The organism is Buttiauxella agrestis (genome assembly GCF_900446255.1).
Taxonomy (GTDB): Bacteria; Pseudomonadota; Gammaproteobacteria; order Enterobacterales; family Enterobacteriaceae; genus Buttiauxella; species Buttiauxella agrestis.
Genome location: NZ_UIGI01000001.1, coordinates 3,270,460 through 3,288,604, shown reverse-complemented (window position 1 = coordinate 3,288,604; position 18,145 = coordinate 3,270,460). Strand labels below are relative to the sequence as shown.

The 18,145-nt window shown below is 50.8% G+C and carries 14 protein-coding genes; 5 read left to right on the top strand and 9 right to left on the bottom strand.

Features of this window, described 5'->3' with window-relative positions:
* Positions 1–122 precede the first annotated feature (122 nt).
* From ldtD to DY231_RS15655, 3 genes are all read left to right on the top strand, one after another.
* Positions 123–2,003 (top strand): L,D-transpeptidase, encoded by a 1,881-nt coding sequence (gene ldtD / locus DY231_RS15665; protein ID WP_115629787.1) that lies wholly within the window; start codon positions 123–125, stop codon positions 2,001–2,003.
* Positions 2,004–2,185: 182 nt separating this feature from the next.
* Positions 2,186–2,734, top strand: coding sequence for a peptidoglycan L,D-endopeptidase MepK (gene mepK, locus DY231_RS15660; protein WP_172588701.1), 549 nt, complete (start codon positions 2,186–2,188; stop codon positions 2,732–2,734).
* Between the two features lie 40 nt (positions 2,735–2,774).
* Positions 2,775–3,422, top strand: coding sequence for an MBL fold metallo-hydrolase (locus DY231_RS15655; protein WP_034494338.1), 648 nt, complete (start codon positions 2,775–2,777; stop codon positions 3,420–3,422).
* Positions 3,423–3,469: 47 nt separating this feature from the next.
* Here DY231_RS15655 and DY231_RS15650 read toward each other — a convergent pair whose 3' ends face one another.
* From DY231_RS15650 to pncB, 4 genes are all read right to left on the bottom strand, one after another.
* The gene (locus DY231_RS15650) at positions 3,470–4,660 is read right to left on the bottom strand and encodes an amino acid aminotransferase (protein ID WP_115629783.1); all 1,191 of its coding nucleotides are present in this window, start codon (positions 4,658–4,660) and stop codon (positions 3,470–3,472) included.
* A 188-nt stretch (positions 4,661–4,848) separates the two neighbouring features.
* Positions 4,849–6,027 (bottom strand): porin, encoded by a 1,179-nt coding sequence (locus DY231_RS15645; protein WP_172588736.1) that lies wholly within the window; start codon positions 6,025–6,027, stop codon positions 4,849–4,851.
* A gap of 599 nt (positions 6,028–6,626) precedes the next feature.
* Positions 6,627–8,027 carry an asparagine--tRNA ligase gene (asnS, locus tag DY231_RS15640; RefSeq protein ID WP_034494341.1) on the bottom strand — a complete coding sequence of 467 codons (1,401 nt, stop codon included), beginning with the start codon at positions 8,025–8,027 and terminating at the stop codon, positions 6,627–6,629.
* A gap of 301 nt (positions 8,028–8,328) precedes the next feature.
* On the bottom strand, positions 8,329–9,531 hold the full coding sequence (gene pncB, locus DY231_RS15630; RefSeq protein ID WP_115629778.1) for a nicotinate phosphoribosyltransferase: 1,203 nt from the start codon (positions 9,529–9,531) through the stop codon (positions 8,329–8,331).
* 267 nt (positions 9,532–9,798) lie between these two features.
* Between pncB and pepN the strand changes: the two genes are divergently transcribed.
* The gene (pepN, locus tag DY231_RS15625) at positions 9,799–12,411 is read left to right on the top strand and encodes an aminopeptidase N (RefSeq protein WP_115629776.1); all 2,613 of its coding nucleotides are present in this window, start codon (positions 9,799–9,801) and stop codon (positions 12,409–12,411) included.
* Between the two features lie 71 nt (positions 12,412–12,482).
* Here pepN and ssuB read toward each other — a convergent pair whose 3' ends face one another.
* From ssuB to ssuE, 5 genes are read right to left on the bottom strand one after another with little or no spacing between them, the layout of a single operon-like run.
* A complete protein-coding gene (gene ssuB / locus DY231_RS15620) occupies positions 12,483–13,256 on the bottom strand; it encodes an aliphatic sulfonates ABC transporter ATP-binding protein (protein ID WP_115629774.1) in 774 nt (257 codons plus the stop codon).
* Positions 13,253–14,044 carry an aliphatic sulfonate ABC transporter permease SsuC gene (gene ssuC, locus DY231_RS15615; RefSeq protein ID WP_115629772.1) on the bottom strand — a complete coding sequence of 264 codons (792 nt, stop codon included), beginning with the start codon at positions 14,042–14,044 and terminating at the stop codon, positions 13,253–13,255. Before ssuC ends, ssuB begins: the two co-directional genes overlap by 4 nt.
* 10 nt (positions 14,045–14,054) lie before the next feature.
* Positions 14,055–15,200, bottom strand: a complete 1,146-nt coding sequence (gene ssuD / locus DY231_RS15610; protein WP_115629770.1) for an FMNH2-dependent alkanesulfonate monooxygenase — start codon at positions 15,198–15,200, stop codon at positions 14,055–14,057.
* Positions 15,197–16,174 carry a sulfonate ABC transporter substrate-binding protein gene (locus tag DY231_RS15605; RefSeq protein WP_115629768.1) on the bottom strand — a complete coding sequence of 326 codons (978 nt, stop codon included), beginning with the start codon at positions 16,172–16,174 and terminating at the stop codon, positions 15,197–15,199. The genes ssuD and DY231_RS15605 overlap by 4 nt, the downstream gene beginning before the upstream one ends.
* Positions 16,167–16,742, bottom strand: coding sequence for an NADPH-dependent FMN reductase (gene ssuE, locus DY231_RS15600; RefSeq protein ID WP_115629767.1), 576 nt, complete (start codon positions 16,740–16,742; stop codon positions 16,167–16,169). Before ssuE ends, DY231_RS15605 begins: the two co-directional genes overlap by 8 nt.
* Before the next feature lie 247 nt (positions 16,743–16,989).
* Between ssuE and pyrD the strand changes: the two genes are divergently transcribed.
* A complete protein-coding gene (gene pyrD, locus DY231_RS15595; protein WP_034494348.1) occupies positions 16,990–18,000 on the top strand; it encodes a quinone-dependent dihydroorotate dehydrogenase in 1,011 nt (336 codons plus the stop codon).
* Positions 18,001–18,145 lie beyond the last annotated feature (145 nt).

Genomic DNA, 18,145 nt, shown 5'->3' with positions numbered 1-18,145 from the left:
TTCTTAATCTTTAATTTTATTTACATTTATACGGGCAAATAATATTCGCTGTTTATATACTGAGATTAAAACCCAGCGCTAAAAGCTGGGGGAATGTAACGTGTATAAACAGGGGGCAAAGGATGTTGCTAAAAAAAACGCACGGTTTTCGACTGTCAGCGCTCGGTTACGGGCTGGCACTCAGTTTCGCTCCACTGTTTATGGCGCAGGCCGATGAGCCAGCGGTAGTTCCATCTGACAGCTCTGCTGTGAGCATTGAACCAGCCAGCTCACCTGACCAGCCATTACCACAATCAACCGCTACCGCCACGATGGTGGGCGTGCTCCCGCTTAATTCTACCGGTATGTCAGCCGCGCAAAGCCGCTCTCAGCTCGTCGCGCATCTGCCTGCGGGCTACACACCGGTTTATCTGAATGCACTATCAGCCTTCTATGCCGCGCGTGAAATGAAGCCGATGTGGGAAAATCGCGATGCAGTTAAGGCCTTCCAGCAACAGCTCGCGGAACTGGCCATAGCCGGTATTCAGCCTCAATTTACGACCTGGGTTGAGCTGCTAACCGACCCCTCTGTTACCGGTATGAGCCGCGACATCGTGTTATCTGATGCGATGATGGGCTATCTACAATTTGTGTACGGTATTCCGACCGAAGGCAACCGCTGGCTTTACAGCACCAAGCCGTACAAGATGCAGACCCCGCCAATTTCCGTAATTAACCAGTGGCAGGTGGCCGTCGATCAAGGAACGCTGGTGAGTTTTATTGAGACTTTAGCGCCTCAGCATCCTCAATATGCCAAATTACATCAATCGCTGGTGCACTTGCTGAGCGATTCGCGCCCGTGGCCTCAATTGACCGGGAGCGAAACACTGCGCCCTGGCCAGTGGAGCAATGACGTGCCAGCCCTGCGTGAAATTCTCGCGCGTACCGGTATGTTGCAAGCCGAGCCATCTATTCCTCTGCCTGAGCGCTCAGGCAAAGGAGATACCACCGCGGCGGTTAGCCCGTCAGCGATTCAGCTAGACAGTGACCAGACCGTGCAACAGGTTCCAGATGCTGTCGCCGGGAAGAAAAAGAAATCAGCTCCTGCTGTTCGCAGTGCCTATAGCAAAGAGTTGATTGAAGGGGTGAAGCGTTTTCAGAAATGGCAGGGACTGGGTGTTGATGGCGCGATTGGTGCGTTAACACGCGACTGGTTGAATGTGACACCGCAGCAGCGTGCATCGCTGGTGGCGTTAAATATTCAACGTTTGCGCTTGCTGCCGAAGAAACTTGATACCGGCATTATGGTTAACATTCCTAACTATTCCCTTAGCTATTACCTTAACGGCAGTGAAGTATTGGCTTCGCGTGTGATTGTTGGGCGTCCCGATCGTAAAACTCCGATGATGAGCAGTGCGCTCAATAATGTGGTGGTTAACCCGCCATGGAACGTGCCACCAACGCTTGCGCGGAATGACATTCTGCCAAAAGTGCGCCAGGACCCGGGCTATCTCGACAGACACGGCTATAGCGTACTGCGTGGCTGGAGTAACAATGCCGAATCTATCGACCCGTGGCGCGTTGACTGGGAAACCATCACGGCCAGCAATTTGCCTTTCCGCTTCCAGCAAAAACCGGGCACGCAGAACTCGTTAGGCCGATATAAATTTAATATGCCAAGTTCTGATGCGATTTATTTGCATGACACACCAAATCACAACTTGTTCCAGAAAGACGCAAGAGCGCTGAGCTCAGGCTGCGTGAGGGTAAACAAAGCTTCTGAACTGGCAAATATGCTGTTACAGGATGCGGGCTGGAACGATGCGCGGATTTCGAGCCAGCTTAAAGACGGCAGTACGAAATACGTAAACATTCGTCAGACCATCCCAGTGAACCTTTACTACCTGACTGCTTTCGTTGGTGAAGATGGGCGCACCCAGTACCGTACAGATATTTACAATTATGATCTCACCGCGCGATCTGGCGCACAAATTCTTCCAAAAGCTGAACTATTGATCCGGTAAATGCAGTAATTCTAATGAATTAGCGGTCGTAATAATTGCGTAACCCAATCGGGGCCCCTACAGGCCCCGGTTTTACTGGGTTTAGCGCGCCTTGACTCGCATTGTTTTGGCAGTTAAGGTTCCCGGCAGTGCGCCTGAAGTGCATATTATTCGATCGTTTTTTACCTGTAGACCTGGACATCATGGACAAATTTGACGCAAACCGCCGCAAGCTGCTGGCGTTGGGTGGCGTGGCTTTAGGTGCCGCTCTGCTTCCATCGCAAGCGTTTGCCACACTCTCAACACCGCGCCCGCGCATTCTGACTCTCAATAACCTGCACACAGGTGAGTCATTGAAAGCCGAATTTTTCGATGGTAAAGGCTATATTCAGGACGAATTAGCAAGGCTTAATCATTTCTTCCGTGATTATCGCGCGAACAAAATGAAATCCATCGACCCTAAATTGTTTGATCAGCTTTATCGCTTGCAGGGCTTGTTGGGGACCAACAAACCGGTGCAATTGGTATCAGGCTATCGTTCGCTCGACACCAATAACGAATTACGTGCCCACAGCCGCGGTGTAGCTAAAAAGAGCTATCACACCAAAGGCCAGGCCATGGATTTCCATATTGAAGGGATTTCGTTAAGCAATGTTCGCAAAGCAGCATTATCTATGCGCGCTGGTGGTGTAGGATACTACCCAAGCAGCAACTTTGTGCATATTGATACCGGGCCACTAAGGCACTGGTAAAACAACGGAATCCGGCGATTGCTGCCGGTATTGGAGTGTCATGAACTATCACATTATCCCGGTCACCGCATTCGGCCAAAACTGTTCACTAATTTGGTGTGAAGAAACACAACAGGCAGCGTTGGTTGATCCCGGTGGTGAAGCCGAAAAGATCAAACAGCAAGTTGCAGCGAAAGGCGTGAAACTCACGCAAATCCTGCTTACCCATGGTCATCTTGACCACGTTGGTGCGGCTGCGGAACTGGCTGAGTTTTATGGCGTTCCTGTTGTCGGACCGGAAAAAGAGGACGAATTTTGGTTGCAGGGATTACCTGCACAAAGCCAAATGTTTGGTCTGGAAGAATGCCTGCCGCTGACCCCCGATCGTTGGTTGAATGAAGGGGATAGCGTGTCAGTGGGGAATGTAACCTTACAGGTGTTGCATTGCCCGGGGCACACACCTGGTCACGTTGTATTCTTTGATGCGCAATCTCAGTTGCTGATTTCCGGTGATGTGATTTTCAAAGGCGGAGTAGGGCGCAGTGATTTCCCGCAGGGCAATCATGCCGCGTTAATTGACTCTATTAAGCGTAAGTTATTGCCGTTGGGTGATGATGTGACGTTTATCCCAGGGCACGGCCCGCTTTCAACGCTTGGTTACGAGCGCCTGCACAACCCGTTCCTGCAAGACGAATTACCGGTCTGGTAAAATGAGAAGAGCCGCTAAATGCGGCTCTTTTTTTATCGACGTATCGCTTACAGCACAGCGACAATCGCTTCACACAGCGGAGCCATGTTATCTGGCGTCATACCCGCAACGTTCACACGCCCGGATGCAACCGCATACACACCAAACTCTTCACGTAAACGCAGCACCTGCTCTTTGGTCAATCCGCTGAACGAGAACATACCGTTCTGGTTGATGATAAAGCTAAAGTCGCGGTCAGCGCCTTTCTCTTGCAGAGTATTCACAAACAGCTGGCGCATGCGATGAATACGCTGGCGCATGTCAGACAGTTCCTGCTCCCAGATAGTCCGCAGCGCTTCGTTGCTCAGAATGGTGGCAACAACAGATGCGCCGTGCGCTGGCGGGTTAGAGTAGTTAGCACGAATCACCGACTTCATCTGGCTGAATGCGCGGTCAACGGTATCGGCATTCGCAGCAACCAGCGTACAAGCACCTACGCGCTCATTGTACAGGCCAAAGTTCTTGGAGTATGAACTGGCAACAATCAGTTCCTGGTGGCTTGCAGCAAAGATACGCAGGCCTTCAGCATCTTCTTCCAGACCACGAGCAAAGCCCTGGTAGGCGAAGTCAAACAGTGGCAGCCAGCCTTTGGCCTGAGACATCTCAGCCAGGACCTTCCACTGTTCAGCCGTTGGGTCGATACCGGTTGGGTTATGGCAGCAGCCGTGGAACAACACGACGTCGCCAGCTTGCGCGGCTTGCAGACTGCTAACCAGGCCATCGAAATTCAAAGAATGGTTTTGCGCGTCGTAATAGTCATATTCACAAACTTCAAGACCCGCTGAATTAAATACACTTTTGTGGTTCGGCCAGCTTGGATTGCTTACCCACACACGTTTAGCCGTGGTGTTTTTAGCGAGGAAATCAGCGGCAACACGCAATGCACCTGTGCCACCTGGAGTTTGTGCGGTGCGGGCGCGTTTGGCTGCGCTCAGTGTGTTGCCTTTCCCGAACAGCAATTCCTGGGTGCAATGACCGAATTCAGGAATACCGTCGATACCGAGGTAATTCTTGGTGTTCTCATTCTCAAGAAGATACAGCTCTGCTTTTTTAACGCTGGTCAGAACCGGAGTTTTACCCGTTTCATCTTTATAAACACCAATGCCGAGGTTAATTTTTGTCGGACGGTCATCGGCGCGAAACAGATCGGCCAAACCAAGAATGGGATCAGCAGGGGCTGCGGTAATGTTCTCAAACATGACGGGTTTCCATTTTGATATCGAAGGAGTAACGCTCTCAGGTTAACTGCTGTTTTAGCAAATGCCAACCGTTTGCAACAAAAAGAAACAGGCTCCGTCACAAGTAATTTTTTTCATCTTTTCAGGCATAAAAAAACAGGGCCGAAGCCCTGTTTTTAAATCATCCTTGCAACAAAGTTGCGGGATAATTAGAACTGGTAAACGATACCAACTGTGGTTTGGTCGTCAGTTTCTTGACCAGTAGCAGCGCTGTATGCGTTGTCATCCAACAGGTTGAATTTGTATGCAGCGTATACGTTCATGTTTTTGTTGAAGTAGTACCAGGTACCCACTTCGACGTATTTAACCAGGTCAGCATTGCCGCCGTTGAAGCCATTACGTGCAACCAGGTCTTTACCCTTAGACTGAACGTAACCAATGGATGGACGCAGGCCGAAATCGAACTGGTACTGAACTACAGCTTCGAAGTTCTGAGTTTTGTTCGCGAAGTTTGCATCTGGTTCGCGAGTCATGTTGGTAGTCTCTGCATACTGGATAGCTGCATAGACGTTGTTTGCATCGTATTTAGCAGCAGTAGACCATGCTTCAGCGTGATCACCGCTTGCGCCGCCGTTGTAACGAACACCAGCAGGAGTCGAAGCTGTCAATGCGTTTTGCTGTGCATCGGTACGGTCAGAGTTTGCATAACCAGCAGCTACACTGAAGCCTTCTGCAAAGTCATAAGTTACAGCAGTGCTGTAGCCTTCGCCGTTAGCTTTAGCGCCGTTACCGGTCAGACTTACTGACTGCGGTGCACCAGTAGTGTCGTCGTAAGTTACAGTAACTGGGCTGTTACGTTCGTTTTTACCCTGATATTGCAGAGCAAAGTTCAGACCGTCAACCAGACCGAAGAAGTTGCTGTTACGGTAAGTCAGAACGCCATTGGTACGGCCAGTCATGAAGTTGTCTGTAGCAACCCAAGAATCGCCACCCCAAACAACCAGCATATCGGTGTAAGCAGCTACGTCGTAGATTGCACCGTAGTTACGGCCGTAATCCAGAGAACCCGCGTCACCAAATTTCAGACCAGCGAATGCCAGACGAGTAGCCTGGCTCTGAGCGCCTTCCGCGTTGGAAGCGGTCATGTTGTATTCCCACTGACCGTAACCAGTCATCTGGTCATTGATCTGGGTCTCACCCTTGAAGCCAATACGAGCATAGGTAGAGTCAGCGTTTGTGCTGTTGCCGTTAGTCGTCCAGCCATGCTCACCTACAGCTTTACCGTAGAAGTCCAGTTTGTTGCCGTTTTTGTTGTAGATTTCTGCAGCGTTAGCTGCACCGGCTACCAGCAGAGCAGGGATTAACACTGCCAGAATATTGCGCTTCATCATTATTTATTACCCTCATTAGGTTTTTTTGTAACACCTGCCACTGCCGTCAATAATTCTGTACGGAACTATTGATGAGAGTTTGGTGTCTTTCTGTATCTGTCAGGCATCTTTCCATCCATGAAACCGTTTCGCTAGCCTGAAAGTGCTACAAACATCGAGAGTGAGTTACAAGAAGAAACTATGTGTAACTAAATATGTATTTTACGGAACTTTGTGAACTATCTCAAACTTCCTGGCCGCTTCGCCTAAAATTCCACCTTTCTTATCCTATATATATGAAATACTTATGTTTAATTGGCATAAGTTAAACTTCAGTGAATATTTTGCTTACACTTGTACATTCTTTGAGTGATTTTTGGATGTCCAGACTTCTGTGTGAAAATTATCCAAATGTGCTAAGTCAATCCTCGAAATGAGGATGCAAGCCAAAAGTAGGGTTAATTTGTGTTTGTCTGTTTCGCAGACACAATTAGTAACGGGGTAGTTGCGAAATGGGGTTGAAATTGACGTTTGTTTAACTTTCGTTGAAGAAAAAAGACGAATTTATCACAGGCAGAAAAAAGGCCAGCAATGCTGGCCTGGGTAAAAATCAAATCTTAGAAGTTCGCATTACGCGGTGTTCGTGGGAACGGAATCACGTCACGAACGTTCTGAACGCCGGTTACATAGGCAATCAGACGCTCAAAACCAAGGCCGAAACCGGAGTGCGGCACGGTGCCGTAACGACGCAGGTCGCGATACCACCAGTAATCTTCTTTATTCAGACCCATCTCGGCCATGCGCGCATCAAGCACATCCAGACGTTCTTCACGCTGAGAACCACCGATGATTTCACCAATACCTGGTGCTAACACATCCATTGCAGCAACGGTTTTACCGTCTTCGTTAAGGCGCATATAGAAGGCCTTAATGTCTTTCGGATAGTTTTTCACAACAACCGGAGCTTTGAAGTGTTGTTCAGCAAGATAACGTTCATGCTCGGAAGAAAGGTCAACGCCCCAGTAAACTGGGTTTTCGAATTTCTGACCGCAATTTTCCAGAATTGTAACTGCGTCGGTGTAATCCACCTGTGCAAAGTCAGCTTCGATGAAGCGCTGTAAACGTTCCACTGCATCTTTGTCAACGCGCTCGGCAAAGAACTCCATGTCATCCATGCGTTCATCAAGCACCGCTTTAAAGACGTATTTCAGCATCGCTTCAGCCAGACCCGCAACGTCGTCGAGGTTGGCGAAAGCCACTTCCGGTTCCAGCATCCAGAACTCAGCCAGATGGCGGCTGGTGTTGGAGTTTTCAGCGCGGAAAGTTGGCCCGAAGGTATAAACTTTGGACAGCGCACAGGCGTAAGTTTCGCCGTTTAACTGGCCGGATACGGTCAGGAACGCTTCTTTACCGAAGAAGTCTTTATCGAAATCGATTTTGCCAGCTTCAGTACGCGGCAGGTTTTCCATATCCAGCGTAGATACGCGGAACATCTCGCCTGCACCTTCGGTATCAGATGCAGTAATCAGCGGGGTAGACACCCAGAAATAACCCTGCTCATGGAAGAAACGATGCAACGCCTGAGCCAGAGTATGACGAACGCGAGCCACAGCGCCAATCATGTTGGTGCGCGGACGCAGGTGAGCCACTTCACGCAGATACTCAATACTGTGGCGTTTGGCCGCCATCGGGTAAGTATCAGGATCATCAACCCAGCCAGTAACTTCGACTTCGGTTGCCTGGATTTCAAAGCTCTGGCCCTGACCAAGAGATTCAACCACTTTACCGGTGACAACAACGGAGCAACCGGTTGTCAGGCGCAGTACATCTTCATTGTAATTAGGCAGAGAATTATTAATGACGGCCTGTACAGGAGAGAAGCAGGAACCGTCATAGACGGCGAGGAATGAGATACCAGCTTTTGAATCTCTTCGAGTACGCACCCACCCGCGAACGGTGACTTCTTGGTCAACGGCTACACGGCCCTGGAGTACGTCGGCTACAGGCACAACGCTCATAGTTTTCTCTCTATTAAATGGTCAGTGACAAAAAAATAATTACCCACAATTGGGGGTTATCTATGTTACCTGTCGCGAGCCTACAGACAAGCAGAAAAATCAATATACCCTTAATCTTTCAAGTTGCAGGTGCGTTAGCTGCTCTCGCTCACCCCAGTCACTTACTGATGTAAGCTCCTGGGGATTTACTCGTTTGCCGCCTTCCCGCACCTCGAAATCTTTTGGGTATAGCAGATGAAGAAATACAATAAAGAAGGGAACCCATAAACAAGTTGAATATTGTTTATGGGTTTTATCAGGATCAGCTGGCTTTTTTAATCTGCGGCAAATCGAAGGCTTTACGCAGCGCCCGAACGAACGCTTTATCGTGGCAAATGGTTTTGCCTGGGCTATCAGACAGTTTAGCAACTGGCTTGCCGTTACACTCCACCAGCTTGATAACAATATTGAGCGGTTTGACCTGCGGAATATCGCAGGTCAGGCGCGTGCCAATACCAAAACTCAAATTAACGCGGGCGCAGAAATGACGATACAGCTCAATCGCTTTCGGCAAGTCGAGGTTGTCAGAGAACACCAAAACTTTAGTTTTGGGATCGATGCCCAGCTTCTCGTAATGCGCGATAGCTTTCTCACCCCATTCAACCGGATCCCCGGAATCATGGCGCAACCCCTGGTATTGGCTGGCATATGAGAGATCAAAGTCACGTAAGAAAGCATCCATTGTGATGCAGTCGGTCAGTGCGATACCGAGTTGATCAGGGTATTCGTCAAGCCAGGCTTGCAGAGCTGCACGCTGGCTGTTCGCCAGAACCGGGCTGATTTGCTGATGCGCCTGGAACCATTCGTGAGCTTGCGTGCCCATTGGCGTTAAATCCAGGCGACGAGCCAAATCGTAATTACTGGTGCCGACAAACCAGGTTTCTTGTTGCAGGCGGCTGACTATAGCCTCCTGAACTTCACGCGAAAAACGGCGGCGAGTGCCAAAGTCCATCAAACGGAAAGCGGAAAGATCGATATCAGCCGTCAGTTCTTTGAACTCAACCAGCTTACCTTCCAGATGCTCGAGGGCCATTTGCGGGTTCACGCCCGGCGAACGATGCTGATGCACCACCTCGCTGATAACCGCCAGCAATGGCACTTCCCACATAATCACTTCCAGCCATGAACCGGTCAGACGAATGTCTAGATGACCATTATTATTGCGGATGTGAACTTGAGCGGGGTCGTAGCGGAAAGTACGCAGCCACGCGAGATAATCTGCTTCAAAAAATGGCAGACTTTCAAGGAATGCGAACTCCTCATCGGTGAGCGTGAGGTGGCGCATGAAATCCACCTGTTCACGGATGGCATCGGCATAGACACCCAGCAGGTCGTCACCACGACAACGGAACTCGGCGGCGACGCTCACGTCGTGATAACGGTGGAATACTGCCTGCTGCATATGAAGCTTATAGGCATCAGTATCCAGAAGCGTTTGCAAAATCGGGGAAGCGTGTCGTGTCATGGCGCGTTGCAGCATCCTCTCACAGGAGCGTTTCCATCAAGGGCTAAGCAGATAAAAGACGCAGGAGTATACCCTGATTATCTGTTTATTAAACCCGGATCACAACACACGGACACTTTCTGGTCGATGGCAATTCGTGCCGCTTGTTATAAAAGTGTAGCAATTCGCGTGAGAAGCCCAGAAAAGATGATGATTCTGCGTGGCAACATTAGGGCAACAGGAATAGACTGAACCCCGAAAACTTACGGATGATATATAAGGTTTTTTATGACACAACAGCCACAAGCCAAATATCGCCACGACTACCGTGCGCCGGATTACACGATTACCGATATCGATTTGACCTTTGACCTTGATGCCACAAAAACCCTGGTCACTGCTATTAGTCAAATTACCCGCCAGGGCGCAGCAGGTGCGCCACTTCGTCTTGACGGCGAAGACCTGACGCTGGTTTCAATTGATGTGAATGGTGCCGCCTGGGAAGATTACCGCCAGGAAGAGGGCGCATTGATTATTGAATCACTGCCAGAAGCCTTCACGCTGACCATCGTTAATGAAATCAGCCCGGCGACCAACACCGCGCTGGAAGGGCTTTACCTTTCCGGCGATGCGCTTTGCACCCAGTGTGAAGCAGAAGGTTTCCGCCATATTACCTGGTATCTTGACCGACCGGATGTACTGGCGCGTTTCACCACCAAAATCATTGCCGACAAATCCAAATATCCTTACCTGTTATCTAACGGCAACCGCATTGCCGAAGGTGAGCTGGATAACGGCCGTCATTGGGTACAGTGGCAAGACCCGTTCCCTAAACCTTGCTACCTGTTTGCGCTGGTGGCAGGTGATTTCGACGTTCTGCGCGATACTTTCAAAACGCGTTCCGGTCGCGATGTGGCGCTGGAATTGTTCGTTGACCGTGGCAATCTCGACCGCGCAAGCTGGGCGATGACCTCTTTGAAGGCCTCGATGAAATGGGACGAAACCCGTTTCGGTCTCGAATACGACCTCGACATCTACATGATTGTCGCCGTTGATTTCTTCAACATGGGCGCGATGGAGAACAAAGGGCTTAACGTCTTTAACTCCAAATACGTGCTGGCGCGTGCTGAAACGGCGACTGATAAAGATTACCTCGATATCGAAGCCGTTATCGGCCACGAATATTTCCATAACTGGACCGGCAACCGCGTGACCTGTCGCGACTGGTTCCAGTTAAGCCTGAAAGAAGGGCTGACTGTCTTCCGCGACCAGGAATTTAGCTCCGACCTCGGTTCACGTGCGGTCAACCGCATTCAGAACGTGCGCACTATGCGTGCCGCACAGTTTGCAGAAGACGCAAGCCCGATGGCGCACCCGATTCGTCCGGATAAAGTTATCGAAATGAACAACTTCTACACGCTGACCGTGTATGAAAAGGGTTCTGAAGTTATCCGTATGCTGCACACCTTGCTGGGTGAAGAGAACTTCCAGAAAGGGATGCAACTTTACTTTGAACGCCATGATGGCAGTGCGGCGACCTGCGATGATTTTGTGCAGGCGATGGAAGATGCGTCAAACGTTGACCTGTCTCACTTCCGCCGTTGGTACAGCCAGGCCGGTACGCCAGTCGTCACCGTGCGTGATGACTACGACCCGGAAACCGAGTTGTACACGCTGACCATCAGCCAGCACACACCGCCTACCGCCGAGCAACAGGAAAAGCATCCGTTACACATCCCGTTCGATATCGAACTGTATGACAACGAAGGCAAAGTGATTCCATTGCAGAAAAACGGCCACCCGATTCACCACGTGCTGAATGTGACTCAGAACGAGCAGACGTTTGTTTTTGATAACGTTTATTTCCAGCCGGTTCCGTCATTGCTGCGTGAATTCTCAGCGCCGGTGAAACTGGAATATAAATGGAGCGATCAGCAACTGACGTTCCTTATGCGTCATGCGCGTAACGATTTCTCCCGTTGGGATGCGGCGCAAAGTCTGCTGGCAACGTACATTAAGCTGAACGTCAACCGCAGCCAACAGGGCCAACCGTTGTCGCTGCCGCTGCACGTGGCTGATGCGTTCCGAGCGATTCTACTGGATGAGAAAATCGACCCGGCGCTGGCGGCAGAAATTCTGACGCTGCCTTCGCAGAACGAAATTGCCGAACTGTTCCAGAAAATCGATCCGCAAGCGATCGCCGCCGTGCATGAAGCCTTAACGCGCACGCTGGCAAACGAGCTGGCGGATGAATTCCTGGCAGTTTATAACGCCAACAAACTTGATGCTTATCGTGTCGAGCATGCGGATATCGGCAAACGCGCGCTGCGCAATACTTGCCTGCGTTATCTGGCCTTTGGCGAGAAACAGCTTGCTGAGCAACTGGTGCGTAACCAGTTCAAAAGTGCTGATAATATGACCGATTCTATCGCCGCCCTGGCCGCGTCTGTTGCTGCGCAGTTACCATGTCGCGCAGAATTGATGGCTGCGTTTGATGAGAAATGGCATCAGGATGGTCTGGTGATGGACAAGTGGTTTGTACTGCAAGCCACCAGCCCAGCAGTAGACACCTTGAGCAAAGTGCGCGAGCTACTGAACCATCGTTCATTTAGCATGAGCAACCCGAACCGTGTGCGCTCGCTGATTGGTGCTTTTGCAGCTGCTAATCCATCCGCATTCCACGCGCTTGATGGCAGCGGTTATCAGTTTATGGTGGAAATGCTCAGCGAGCTGAACCACCGTAACCCGCAGGTGGCTTCACGTCTGATTGAGCCGTTGATTCGACTCAAACGCTATGATGCGAAACGTCAGGAAATGATGCGTGCGGCGCTGGAACAGCTGAAAGGGCTGGAAAACTTGTCGGGTGATTTGTTCGAGAAGATTTCTAAAGCACTGGCTTAAAAACCACCCTCACCCTAACCCTCTCCCTCAGGGAGAGGGGATTCATCGGAGTCGGGGTGAGGGCAATAAATCTAACCGGTGCGCACCACGCGCTCCGGTTCTTCCACCACCTGCCGTTTCATCACACGCTCCAGCACCTGCGCTTCCAGTTCGGCCAGCCGGACAGAGCCGAGCTTACGTGGACGAGGCAAATCAACCGTGAGATCCAAACCGATCTTTCCTTCTTCAATCAGTAACACGCGATCCGCCATCGCAACGGCTTCGCTAACATCGTGTGTCACCAGCAGCACCGTAAAGCCATGTTCCTGCCATAAAGAGACAATCAATTCCTGCATTTCAATGCGCGTCAGGGCATCGAGCGCACCCAATGGTTCATCGAGCAATAAGAGCCGTGGGCGATGAATCAGCGCCCGAGCCAGCGCCACGCGTTGTTTCTGGCCGCCGGACAGGGCGGCCGGCCATTCATTAGCACGATTGGCAAGCCCAACCGCTTCCAGCGCTTTCGTCGCTGCCTCTTTCCAGTTCCCTTTCAGCCCCAGGCCGACATTGTTAATCACCGATTTCCATGGCAGCAGGCGTGCATCCTGGAACATCAAACGCGTTTCATCCTGACTTTCGCGTAGCGGGGCGTTTCCGGCAATTAATGAACCACCGTTAGGGTTTTCCAGCCCTGCCAGCAAACGCAGCAACGTACTTTTACCCCCGCCGCTGCGTCCAACGACCGCAACAAACTGCCCGGCGGGAATATGCAATTCGAGTTCATCAAGAATCGTTTTATCGCCGTAACGTTTAGTCACGCTGTTCAGTAGTAGGGGAGTACCCTGATTTAAACTAGCGGTATTCATGCGTTCTCCTCCTGTAACTGATAAGCCGGGTGCCAGCGCAGCCAGACACGTTCAAGTAATTGCGCGCTGATATCGGCAAGTTTGCCGAGCAGGGCATACAGAATAATGGCGACAACGACGACATCGGTTTGCAAGAATTCACGGGCGTTCATCGCCAGATAGCCAATTCCCGAATTGGCAGAAATTGTTTCGGCGACAATTAAAGTCAGCCACATCAGGCCCAGGGCGAAACGAATACCGACCATAATCGAAGGCAGCGCGCCGGGCAGAATCACCTGGGCAAACAGGCTAAAACCAGACAGCCCGTAGCTGCGTGCCATTTCCAGCAAACCCTGGTCGATATTACGGATACCGTGCCAGGTATTGATGTAAATCGGGAACAACGTGCCAAGGGCCACCAGGAAAATTTTCGCTGATTCGTCAATACCGAACCATAAAATCACCAGTGGGATCAGCGCGAGGTGCGGAACGTTACGCAGCATCTGAATCGAACTGTCCAGCAAACGTTCCCCCCAGCGCGACAGGCCGCTGATCAGCCCGAGTACTAACCCAAGAGAGCCACCAATACTGAAACCGATCACCGCACGCCATGAGCTAATAGCCAGGTGTTGCCACAATTCACCGCTTACTGAAAGACTCCAGAAAGCGAGAACCACCCCTTCCGGAGAAGGGAGGATGCGCGAGGAGAGCCAGCCTGCGCTTGAAGAGAGTTGCCAGATGACGATAACTGCAACGGGCAGCACCCAGGGTGCCAGTCTCAACAATAGTTTGTGCGTTGATGGGGTCATTGGCGGCTCCTTAGCTTTGCGCGACTTTGCGCGGGATGAAGTCATTCGCCACCACTTCACCTTTTTCCTGAATCTGGCGCGGCTGGGGAATTTGCGGGATCGCAACATCAAGATGTGGGAACAGCAGTTCGCCGACCCGATAGGCTTCTTCCAGATGCGGATAACCGGAGAAAATAAAGCTGTCGATACCGAGTGCCGCGTATTCATTAATACGTGCCGCCACCGTCGGGCCATCTCCTACCAGCGCGGTGCCTGCGCCGCCACGCACCAGACCAACGCCCGCCCACAGGTTCGGGCTGATTTCCAGATTGTCGCGCTTGCCACCATGTAACGCCGCCATGCGGTGCTGGCCGACGGAATCCGTGCGTGCAAAAGCGGCCTGCGCTTTGGCGATGGTGTCATCATCCAGCTGAGAAATCAGGCGGTTGGCGGCATCCCATGCTTCCTGATTAGTTTCACGCACGATCACATGCAGACGAATACCGAAACGGACGGTGCGCCCATGTGCAGCGGCTTTAGCGCGAACCTGCTCAATTTTCTCTTTCACTAAATGGGGTGGCTCGCCCCAGGTGAGATAAAGATCAACCTGTTCAGCAGCCAAATCCTGCGCCACATCTGACGAACCGCCAAAGTAGAGCGGTGGACGCGGTTGCTGTACCGGTGGGAACAGCAGTTTCGCGCCTTTAACCTGAATGTGTTTACCTTCGTGATCCACCGTTTCGCCTTCCAGCAAGCGCCGCCAGATGTGGGTAAATTCAGCGGAGGCTTCGTAACGTTCCTGATGATTAAGGAACACGCCGTCTGCGGCTAACTCTTCCGGATCGCTACCCGTGACCAGGTTAAATAAAGCGCGACCGTTGGAAAGCCGGTCAAGCGTTGCGGCCTGGCGTGCTGCCACGGTTGGCGAGGTCACACTTGGTCGCAGTGCGACCAGGAATTTCAAACGCTGCGTCACCGGAATCATGGAAGCGGCAACCAGCCAGGCATCTTCGCAAGAACGCCCTGTTGGGATCAGTACTCCAGTAAAACCGATTCTGTCTGCCGCCTGGGCAATTTGTTGCAGGTAGCCATGGTCAACCGGGCGAGCCGAATCGTTGCTGCCTAAGTAATGGCCATCGCCATGGGTAGGTAAGAACCAGAACATATTCAGACTCATGATTTATCTCCTTTTGCCGTAGCGGATGGTTGCCAGATGCGGGTGCGAATATCGACTTTCTTAGGCACTAAATGGTTGTCATAAAACAGGTCAGCGGTTTGTTGCTGTTTTGCCGCAGTCTCGGCGCTGACAGGTGTAATCACCGTTGGTGGGCGATGATCGAAATAGGTGGCAATCACGTTTTCCGGCAGTCCCATGGTTTTTGCCAGCAGAGCAACGCTTGCGTCACGTTGGGTGCGAGTTAACGCGTCGGCATCACTAAAGGTCTTCAGAACGTGTTGCAGGAACGGACCGTTTTGTTCGGCATAAGGGCGTGAAGCAAGATAGAAAGAACCAGTTTGGTTCAGATCGCTGCCATCAGTCAGTACACGAACGCCACCGTTCAATAGTGCCGCGGAGTAATACGGATCCCAAATCGCCCAGGCATCAACGTTGCCTTGTTGGAATGCGGCGCGAGCATCGGCAGGCGTCAAATAGGCTGGCTGAACATCAGTAAATTTCAGCCCGGCTTTTTGTAGCGCTCTCAATACCAGGTTGTGGGAGCTGGACCCTTTCTGGAAAGCGATTTTATGTCCTTTAAGGTCGGCCACGGTTTTAAGCGGGCTGTTCTCCGGCACCAGAATCACTTCGGCTTTCGGTTTTGCCGGTTCAGAACCGACATACACAAGATCTGCGCCTGCCGCCTGGGCGAAAATTGGCGGAATATCACCGGTGCTGCCCAGATCGATACTGCCAATATTTAACGCTTCCAGCATTTGCGGGCCAGCCGGGAATTCAATCCACTGGAATTTGGTTTGCGGATACTCTTTTTCCAGCAGCTGATGGCTTTTTGCCAGCACCATGCTCACAGAACCTTTTTGATAGCCGATGCGTAACTGTTCTGGCCCGGTTTCTGCGGCGTGCAGGGTGGCGCTGAGGCTCAGAGCGCCAGTCAGCATCAACCAGGGCGCGGTTCGTTTTAGCAGATTAAACATGGGCAACTCCTTGCGCCTTAAAAGGGGAGGTGACGATAAAATCCCGGCGGTGCAGTGCCTGCCAGAACGTTTCCAGCGAGCTATCAAGACGCTGTTGTAAGTTATTGCTGAACACCGGTTTGTGCTGGTAATCCGCAATTTGGCTGTCGTCGGCAAACACGCCATGAAGGATTTCCTGAGCTTTCAGGGCGTTAAGCACAGGCTTTAAGGCGTAATCGACCGCCAACATATGTGCCACGGTGCCGCCGGTGGCCAAAGGCAGAACGACTTTTTTATCCAGCGCACGCTCAGGCAGGAGGTCGAGCAAGGTTTTCAGCGCACCAGAAAACGAAGCTTTATAGACAGGCGTTGCGATGATCACCCCATCGGCTTGCTGTAATTGTTCAATTAACGCGAGCAGTGCCGGGCTATCGAAACGAGCGTACAGCAAATCTTCAGGAGCGAAATTCTGTAGATGCCAGTGACATACCTCGATATCCAAAGCGCTTAATTTTTCGCGGGCATATTCCAGCAGCGCACTGGAACGAGAGGGGAAGCGCGGGCTTCCAGCCAGGGTTATCACACGCATATTGTTTCCTTATAACTAAATGTTTGCTTTTAGGTAACATTGATAACAATTGAGTGTGATATTCGCGCAGAAGTGTTATTCCACTAAATGATTTATCTGGTTTTCATTTGCCAGAAATCGCATAAAGGGCAAAGAGAAGAAAACGTTTGCGTTGATTCGGTGTTTTTTGTTGCAGGTCAATTCCATTCAGGGGCGTTATCGTTAATAATACTGCCCCGGTTTGCATACCGGGAATCCAGGAGAGTTCATGTACTACCCCTTCGTTCGTAAAGCCCTATTCAAGCTCGATCCAGAGCGCGCTCATGAAGTGACATTTCAGCAATTGCGTCGTGTAACAGGTACACCTCTCGAATGGCTGGTGCGGCAAAACGTGCCGTCAAAACCTGTAACTTGCATGGGACTGACGTTTAAGAACCCTTTGGGTCTGGCCGCAGGCCTGGACAAAAACGGTGAGTGCATTGATGCGCTGGGTGCCATGGGCTTCGGCTCCATTGAAATTGGTACCGTTACGCCTCGCCCACAGCCTGGAAATGATAAGCCACGCATTTTTCGTCTGGTAGAAGCTGAGGGTTTAATTAACCGCATGGGGTTCAATAACCTCGGCGTTGATAACCTGGTTGAGAATGTCAAAAAATCTCATTTCGATGGGGTATTGGGCATCAATATCGGCAAGAATAAAGACACTCCAGTTGAGCAAGGCAAAGATGATTATTTGATCTGCATGGATAAAATTTATCCGTATGCGGGTTATATCGCGATCAATATTTCTTCGCCAAATACCCCTGGATTACGTACGCTGCAATACGGCGAAGCGTTAGACGATCTTTTAATTGCGATTAAAAATAAGCAGCAAGAACTTCAGGCATTGCACCATAAATATGTGCCGGTCGCTGTGAAGATCGCGCCGGATCTTTCCGAAGAAGAATTGATCCAGGTTGCTGATAGTTTAGTTCGCCATAATATTGATGGGGTAATTGCCACCAATACCACATTGGATCGTAGCCTGGTTCAGGGCATGAAATATTGCGACGAAATGGGTGGATTAAGTGGCCGCCCGGTTCAGTTAAAAAGCACCGAAATTATCCGCCGCCTGTCGCAAGAATTAAATGGTCGCTTGCCCATTATTGGCGTCGGTGGGATTGATTCAGTGATTGCCGCGCGTGAGAAGATGGCGGCTGGTGCTTCACTGGTTCAAATATATTCCGGCTTCATATTTAAAGGCCCACCGCTGATTAAAGAAATCATTTCAGGTCTGTAATCATTTTACTTTCCAGACAACCGGAGCTTTATTTCCTGCTCCGGTTGTTTTATATTCCATCACTGTTGCTAATTTGAACATATTGGTCTTTTATTAATGTGTTCATTTACGAAGCGGCGATAAGGATATTTTTAATCGCGGGAAG

Bases quoted from the DNA above. Each gene is read 5' to 3' on its own strand.
- ldtD (WP_115629787.1), top strand. From the start codon at position 123: ATGTTGCTAAAAAAAACGCACGGTTTTCGACTGTCAGCGCTCGGTTAC.
- mepK (WP_172588701.1), top strand. From the start codon at position 2,186: ATGGACAAATTTGACGCAAACCGCCGCAAGCTGCTGGCGTTGGGTGGC.
- DY231_RS15655 (WP_034494338.1), top strand. From the start codon at position 2,775: ATGAACTATCACATTATCCCGGTCACCGCATTCGGCCAAAACTGTTCA.
- DY231_RS15650 (WP_115629783.1), bottom strand. From the start codon at position 4,660: ATGTTTGAGAACATTACCGCAGCCCCTGCTGATCCCATTCTTGGTTTG.
- DY231_RS15645 (WP_172588736.1), bottom strand. From the start codon at position 6,027: ATGAAGCGCAATATTCTGGCAGTGTTAATCCCTGCTCTGCTGGTAGCC.
- asnS (WP_034494341.1), bottom strand. From the start codon at position 8,027: ATGAGCGTTGTGCCTGTAGCCGACGTACTCCAGGGCCGTGTAGCCGTT.
- pncB (WP_115629778.1), bottom strand. From the start codon at position 9,531: ATGACACGACACGCTTCCCCGATTTTGCAAACGCTTCTGGATACTGAT.
- pepN (WP_115629776.1), top strand. From the start codon at position 9,799: ATGACACAACAGCCACAAGCCAAATATCGCCACGACTACCGTGCGCCG.
- ssuB (WP_115629774.1), bottom strand. From the start codon at position 13,256: ATGAATACCGCTAGTTTAAATCAGGGTACTCCCCTACTACTGAACAGC.
- ssuC (WP_115629772.1), bottom strand. From the start codon at position 14,044: ATGACCCCATCAACGCACAAACTATTGTTGAGACTGGCACCCTGGGTG.
- ssuD (WP_115629770.1), bottom strand. From the start codon at position 15,200: ATGAGTCTGAATATGTTCTGGTTCTTACCTACCCATGGCGATGGCCAT.
- DY231_RS15605 (WP_115629768.1), bottom strand. From the start codon at position 16,174: ATGTTTAATCTGCTAAAACGAACCGCGCCCTGGTTGATGCTGACTGGC.
- ssuE (WP_115629767.1), bottom strand. From the start codon at position 16,742: ATGCGTGTGATAACCCTGGCTGGAAGCCCGCGCTTCCCCTCTCGTTCC.
- pyrD (WP_034494348.1), top strand. From the start codon at position 16,990: ATGTACTACCCCTTCGTTCGTAAAGCCCTATTCAAGCTCGATCCAGAG.